Raw genomic sequence first — 8322 nt, forward strand, 5'->3', positions numbered from 1 at the left:
ATGAAGTTTGAGACATTGAATTATGCTATTCAGGATGTTCGGAAAGAAGCAAGACAAGCTGCTGCTATTGGTCTAGCAGTATCTAATTTAAGCTATGACGATACACCGGGAAAATTAAGTTTTTCACTTGGTACGGGTGTATGGCGCAGTCAATCTGCACTTGCTATTGGAGCTGGTTATATGTCTGAAAATGGAAGATTTCGCTCTAACGTATCTGCAACGAGTGCTGGGGGACATTGGGGTGTAGGTGCTGGATTTAGGGTAACACTGAATTAACAATAGAAAATTCGAAATAAATTTTCCTTCTCTTATCAAATGCGTTACATGTGCCATTTAAAGAGAAGGAAAGTTATTTTCATCATAAATGAATAGCAATAGAAGATAAGGGCGTATTTCGAGTAAAAATATATTTTTTATTGTGAAATTTTATATCAAAAAATCATTTATCACCTCCAAAAGGAATTATTTGAGTAATCGATATTTATTTTTAAGAAAGTTTTACCTTCTTGTCTCATCAGACAAGGGTGAAAATTTTATAAGAAGTGATATTTTACACAGAAATTCATAGAGTAGTATACTTGTAAAGTTTTATAATTGTATTCTGTAATAATAATCTTAGTGGGACTAATTTTAGTTACAGTGAAGCATTTTAACAAAAAACTACAAATGCCAGAGGGATGTTTTCATATAAATTAACAGACTACGTGTAACCGCACAATATTTGAAAACTATACAGTTTATAATTTTATAATAGAATATCCACTAGGGGTATTTTTAAAGAAATAAAAAGTCTCATTTTTTCCTTGCTATTTTTTAATAATCTGTATAGAGTGCGAAAAATTAATTAAAAGAAACTAGAAATCTTCTCGCAAAGCGGGGTGCGGTAAGTTATGGCAAAATTACAAAATCACAATCATCTAATCTCAAAGAGCTTTAAGAGATACAAATATAAAACTCAGGGATATCTCGCTTATTTTCACGACAAAAGCACAATAACCCTACAAAAAACGCTCTAAATTACTCAACAAACAGCTTAACTCCCTTCCGCAATAAACATTTTATTGCCTCTTAAACACACAACCCCTAATAATAGTACACAAATATGTTTTTTCTACACTTTTTTCACCTTTCTTCACCTTTAAATTTAAAGGCTCTGCTGAAGAAAAACACCCCTCCTTAAAGGGGGATAAATAAAAACCACATTAATTGGACTATCGATCAACGTCAACTTCTATCTCATTGATATCTTAGATAGTCCTCTTCCGCATTATGACAACCCTAATCTTTTATAAAACAAGAAAAAACAATCTCTGGAGCTTAGTAGCACCGGAATATGTCTTTTTGATGTTTTAAATATCTTTTTTTACTTAGAGGATTTATTATGAAAAAAATATATACCACACCACACACGCTAGCAGTGAGTAATTTAAAAAATTCTTGCTCGTCTTATCGATTACCTTTTATTAAAACGCTTTCATTAGTGTCAGTAGCTGTCTTTTTATCAAATGCTTCTCCTGTTTTTGCTTGTGATCTTTGGGGTAATGTAGCACAGTATTTTGGCGGAGGTACAAATATACGTAAAAGTATTGCGCCAACCTATATAATTAACGGTAAAATATATAGAGATGTTGGTTCTGCGCTGTATGGTTTGGAGAATTATGTCGCTGAAACCAGGTATGATAAGCTTGTTAAGCAAGATGCATCAGGACTTATTACAATTGGTGCGGACGTAGGTGGTAATAGAATAACTATCGCAAATAGCTCTCATGGATTGAGGACTCTTACTGGTGTTGCTGATGGTTGGGTTTCGCCAATCTCGTATGATGCAGTCAATGGTTCTCAGCTTTTTTCCCAAGGCATCAGTACTGCGATCTCTTTTGGCGGTGGTGCTGGATACGATAGAAAAGGAAACTGGATAGCTCCTACTTTTACAGTTAAGGTCTTTGATAAAAATGGTAATGGAGCTGAAAAGGATTATAAGAATGTTGCGGATGCCTTTACTGGCGTAAGTAGTTCTTTCACGAATCTTGATGCAAAGATTGAAAATATTAAGGTAGCAAGTAATAGTCTTGTTAAGCAAGATGATACAGGACTTATTAGCATTGGTGGAGAAGTAAGTGGAACTAAGGTAAGCATTGCAAACGTTGATAATGCAGTTCGGACTCTTTCGGGTGTTAAGGCTGGTTCGATTACAGCAGCGTCCACTGATGCGATAAATGGTTCTCAACTTTATTCCATGAGCAATGTAGTCGCAGGCTATTTTGGCGGTGGTGCTGGCTATAAAGATGGAAACTGGAGTGCTCCTACTTTTACAGTTAAGGTCTTTGATAAGGATGGTAATGGAGCTGAAAAGAAGTATACTAATGTTGCGGATGCCTTTACTGGCGTAAATAGTTCTTTCACGAATCTTGATAAAAAGATTGAGAATATAGTCATTGATGCGACAGGTAACAGTCTTGTTAAGCAAGATGATACGGGGCTTATTAGCATTGGTGGAGAAGTAAGTGGAACTAAGGTAAGCATTGCAAACGTTGATAATGCAGTTCGGACTCTTTCGGGTGTTAAGGCTGGTTCGATTACAGCAGCGTCCACTGATGCGATAAATGGTTCTCAACTTTATTCCATGAGCAATGTAGTCGCAGGCTATTTTGGCGGTGGTGCTGGCTATAAAGATGGAAACTGGAGTGCTCCTACTTTTACAGTTAAGGTCTTTGATAAGGATGGTAATGGAGCTGAAAAGAAGTATACTAATGTTGCGGATGCCTTTACTGGCGTAAGTGGTTCTTTCACAAATCTTGATAAAAAGATTGAGAATATAGTCATTAATGGGACAGGTGATGATCTTGTTAAGCAAGATGATGCCGGACTTATTACCATTGGTGGAAAAGTAAGAGGGGTCCAGGTAAATATAGCAAATGTTGATAATGTGGCACGGACTCTTGCGGGTGTTAAGGCTGGTTCGATTACAGCAACATCGACTGATGCGATAAATGGCTCTCAATTTTATGCCATGAGCAATGTAGTTGCTAGCTATTTTAGTGATAATGCTGGATATGATAAAGATGGAAACTGGAATGCTCCTACTTTTACAGTTAAGGTTTTTGATAAAAATGGTAGTGGGACTGAAAAGAACTATAAGAATGTTGGGGATGCGCTTTCTGGTGTAAGTAGTTCTTTTACGAATCTTAATCAAAAGATCGAAAGTGTGACAGGTGATAGTTTTGTTAAGCAAAATAGCGCTGGGCTTATTACGATTGGTGGAGACAAGGGTGGTGATAGAATAGATATTGCAAACGGTATTAATTTTCCACGAGTTATCTCTGGTGTTAAAGGGGGTGCATTTACGGCAACATCGACCGAAGCAGTAAATGGTGGTCAAATTTATTTGATGGCTCAGGCATTTGCAAGTTATTTTGGCGGTGGTGCTGGCTATAAAGATGGAAAATGGTCACCTCCTACATTTACAGTTAAAGCCTTTGATAAGGATGGTAATGCAACTGAGAAAAACTATACTAATGTTGCAGATGCGTTTTCTGGCGTTAATAGTGCTTTCACAAGTTTGAATGAGGAGATTGTTAAGATAAAGAATAAGCCTGGTATTGAAGAAAAGGAACGCCCCCATCAAGACGGTGATTTGAATGATATTATTTCAGAAGGCTTTCCTTTTATGAGAAGCTTACCTAGTGCTTTAGGTAATGTGAAGGTTCCAACTACGATAACTGTTGCTCCTAAATCACCATTAAAACAAGTAAGTTTTATGAGTAGTGAAGGTGAAAGCCGGCGTCTTTTTGATATTGCTGCTGGTGAGATTTCAGAAACGTCGACTGATGCTATAACTGGTTCTCAGCTCTATTCGATAAACAACCAGATTGCTACTTATTTCGGTGGTGGTTCTGGATATAAAGGTGGAAATTGGAGTGCTCCGACTTTCACAGTTAAAGCCTTTGATAAGGACGGGAATGAGATTGATAAAGAGTATACTAATGTCGCGGATGCATTTGCTGGCGTTAATAGTGCTTTGGCAGGTTTAAATCATCAGGTTGTTGATATGAAGAATGGCCTTGGTATTGGTGAAACAGAGGGTAAACCACAAAATGGTGATCCTTCGGATGTTATTTCAAAAGGCTTTCCTTTTATGAGAAGCGCACGTTTTCTAAGAAGCTTACCTCTTGCCATAGATGAGGAAGAAAGCGCCATAGATGAGGTGGATAATTCAACCACGGTAACTGTTGCTCCTAGTGAAATTTTAGAAAAGTCAACTTATGAGGTGACTGACAATCAGTTTTCACAGATGAGTAACAGGGTAACAGGCGTTGAAAAAAAGGTAGACAGCGTTACAGACAGGGTAACAGAAGTTGAAAACAAGGTGAATGTTGCGGTTAGCTATGATACCGATGATAGCGGAAAGAAAATCAGTAGCATCACTCTAAAAGGTGTCGATGACAGTGAGCCTGTTTTGATTACTAATGTTAAAGATGGAAAAATTGAACATGGCTCTAAGGACGCAGTGAATGGTGGTCAGTTATACGATCATACCGCGGAGCAGATGAAGATTACTCTTGAAAGTGCGAAAAAGTATACGGACGATCAAGTCAATAATGGTGTTAACGAGGCAAAATCCTATACCGATATGAAGTTTGACGCACTAAGTTATGATATTACGAATGTGCGCAAAGAGGCAAGGCAAGCAGCAGCGATTGGTTTGGCAGTCTCTAACTTACGTTACTTCGATGACCCAGGATCTGTGAGTGTTTCATTTGGTGGCGGTTTTTGGCGTGGACAATCTGCCTTTGCGATTGGTGCAGGTTATACATCTGAAGATGGCAAGATTCGTTCTAATCTATCAGCAACCAGTGCTGGCGGTCAGTGGGGTGTAGGTGGTGGAATAACTCTGAAATTAAAATAACACCAGAGAATATGAAAAACTACAATTTAAGCAAAGCTTCGCCCTTGTCTTCTTAGACAGGGGCGAAATTTTATATTATAGAGAAGTAATATTTTACAGAGAAGGCCATAGAGTAGTATATTTATAAAGTCTTATAATAATTAAAGTCTTATACCAATGTATTCTATAGTAATAATCTTAGTGAGATTGATTTTAGTAAGAAGTAAAGCACTTTAACAAAAATTTTACAAATACAGAGTAGTACTCTCAGTGCGTAATTGCGCAGTATTTTAAAACTGTACGTTCTATAATTTCATTGATAGAAAATATCCATTGGGGGATACGTTTAAAAATTTAAAAATCCTATTTTATTATTTTATTTATTTGCTCTGTACATAGCAGTAGCAATCATGAGGAACGCAACAGCAGCAATTATTAGTAAGACTCATTTTGATCAAAATGGGACACTTAAATAAAACTATGAAACAGAATCTCTAGACAAGTCTATAGTGCATGGAATCTATGAGTTTTAAAGTTATAAGGATATTTCACGGTTATATAAATCGGAAAGACTCATTCTGTAAAAATAATTAAATTCATTTTCTTCTTGCTATTTCACTCAATAGTCTATAACATCACAAAATATTCTTTAGTAAGACTCATTTTGGCAAAAACAGAAAAATGCTCGCAAGGGGGGGCAGTTGATTATGAACAACACACACAATCATCCTCATTTTACTCTAAAGCTTAAGAGTATGCCGCTTATCCCCGCGATAAAAGCGTAATGATTTCACAACAAGTACTCTAAATCATTCAGCCAACAACTTAAACTTTTCCCCTAATAATACCTTACAGCTTCTTAATCATATAAAATGAACTCTTTTACTTTTAAAATTATAAACCGCAGACCTAACAATAGGGTGCAAGTATGTCTTCTTCATACCTGTTTTTCACCCTCATCCAGGAGTTTTGTTGCAAAAAAAGCACCCTTCTTAAAGGCGGAAAAAATAAAAAACCCATTAACCACATCGTTTATCAAGATTGATTGCAACCTTGCTAGACTTCTAATTACTTCTGTTCGCCTCTGCGGCAAACTCAAACTTTATAAAGAACAAAAAAATCACGTCGTTAATCACTCCTAACACTGAAATATGACTTTTTAATGTTCTAAATATGTCTTTCCTATTTGGAGAATTTGTTATGAAAAAATTATATACCACACCAAAAGCGCTAGTGGTGAATGATTGTAAAGATTCTTGCTCGTTTTATCGACGGCTTTTTATTAAAGCGCTTTCATTGGCTTCAGTGATTATATTTTTATCAAATGTTTCTCCTGTTGCTGCTGCTACTCAGATTTTAAATAACATATCAAAAGACTTTAGTGGTGGTACAAATGCGCTTAAAGGTATACCGCCAGCCTATGTAGTTGGCAGTAAATTGTATAGAGATAGTGGCTCTGCATTTGTGGAGGGGGAGGATGCCCCCAAGAACTTAAGTCTTAATATTAAGTTTCAGACTAAAGCTGCTTTTGATACTGCATTTGCAGGTACGGAAGGTTATAAGAATGTAGAAGGTTATAAAAGTGTTGCGGATGCATTTTCTGGCACTAATAGTGATTTGGCAGGTTTAAATCATCAGATTGTTGAGATAAAGGAACCCCATGCTATTGGGGGAAAACAAGATAATCCATCTCACGGTGATGATCTGCATGAAAATACAGACAACTTTTCTCTTATAAGAAGCTTATCTCGTGAACTAGTCCGAGCGGACGATGAAAAGATGATAACTATTGCTGGTACCTCACCATTAACTCAAATAACTATTCGGAATAGTAAAGGTGAGACACGGCGTCTTTTGGATGTTTCTCCTGGTGAGCTCTCAAAAACGTCAACCGATGCCGTTAATGGTTCCCAGCTTTATACGTTAGGCACTGGGGTTGCAAAATCTTTAGGTGGTAATGCTAGTTATGCGGATGGAACTTGGAGTGTACCTACATTCACGGTTAAGAGCGTGAAAGAAGATGGCAAAACAGAAGATAAAGAGTATCATGATGTAGCAACAGCGTTTGCTGGTGTAGGAACTTCTTTCGTAAATATGAATAATTCTATCACGAATATTAAGAATGAACTTAGCAAAGATATTGCTGAAGCAAAGAGTGATTCCTTGCATTGGAGCGATACTGCACATGCTTTTGTAGCGACGCATGGAGAGAAAGATAGCAAAAGTAATAGCAAGCTTACATCTCTTTTAGATGGTTCGATTAATGCTGGTTCCACGGATGCCGTAACGGGTAATCAGCTTCATGCTCTAGGTAGCAGTGTTGCAAAATCTTTAGGTGGTAATGCTAAGTATGAGAATGGCACGTGGAATGCTCCTACATTCAAGGTTAAGCGATTTAATTCTGATGGTGATGTTACTGATTCGACTTATGATAGTGTCGCGTCTGCCTTTGCCGGTGTTGGTGATTCTATCACGAATATTAAAAATGAGATTAGCAAAGAAATTGCTGGTGAAAAGAGTGATTCTTTAATCTGGAGCCAAACCGCGAATGCCTTTGTAGCGACGCATGGTGAAGAGAATACAAGTAGCAAGATAACGTCTCTTAAAAATGGAGACATTAGTAGAACGTCAACGGATGCTGTAGCGGGTAACCAGCTATATGCCCTAGGGAGTAGTGTTGCAAAATCTTTAGGTGGTGGTGCTAAGTATGAGGATGGTAAATGGAGCAAACCTAAGTTCACGGTTAAAACAGTAAAATCTGATGGAACTGAGAGTGAGGAGAGCTATACAGATGTGGCTTCAGCGTTTGCCGGTGTAGGAACTTCTTTCACGGATTTACATAAAGAGATTACCAATGAAATTACCACTGCTCAAGCTGACGCCTTGTTGTGGGATAAGTCTAAAGGTGCGTTTGTAGCGACGCATGGAGAGAAAGATAGCAAAAGTAATAGCAAGCTTACATCTCTTTTAGATGGTTCGATTAATGCTGGTTCCACGGATGCCGTAACGGGTAATCAGCTTCATGCTCTAGGTAGCAGTGTTGCAAAATCTTTAGGTGGTAATGCTAAGTATGAGAATGGCACGTGGAATGCTCCTACATTCAAGGTTAAGCGATTTAATTCTGATGGTGATGTTACTGATTCGACTTATGATAGTGTCGCGTCTGCCTTTGCCGGTGTTGGTGATTCTATCACGAATATTAAAAATGAGATTAGCAAAGAAATTGCTGGTGAAAAGAGTGATTCTTTAATCTGGAGCCAAACCGCGAATGCCTTTGTAGCGACGCATGGTGAAGAGAATACAAGTAGCAAGATAACGTCTCTTAAAAATGGAGACATTAGTAGAACGTCAACGGATGCTGTAGCGGGTAGCCAGCTATATGCCCTAGGGAGTAGTGTTGCAAAATCTTTAGGTGGTGGTGCTAAGTATGAGGATGG

At 37.7% G+C, this 8322-nt stretch carries 2 protein-coding genes and 1 pseudogene; all 3 read left to right on the top strand.

Features of this window, described 5'->3' with window-relative positions; all coding sequences use genetic code 11:
• On the top strand, positions 1-276 hold a 276-nt coding region (locus ACFIL8_RS06540), incomplete at its 5' end, for a YadA-like family protein (RefSeq protein WP_375612590.1).
• Positions 277-1381: 1105 nt separating this feature from the next.
• On the top strand, positions 1382-4906 hold the full coding sequence (locus ACFIL8_RS06545; RefSeq protein WP_375689181.1) for a YadA-like family protein: 3525 nt from the start codon (positions 1382-1384) through the stop codon (positions 4904-4906).
• Between the two features lie 1179 nt (positions 4907-6085).
• A pseudogene (locus tag ACFIL8_RS06550) lies at positions 6086-8322 on the top strand (hypothetical protein); the annotation flags it as partial.

Source organism: Bartonella sp. AP57NXGY (assembly GCF_042195805.1).
Classification (GTDB): domain Bacteria; phylum Pseudomonadota; class Alphaproteobacteria; order Rhizobiales; family Rhizobiaceae; genus Bartonella.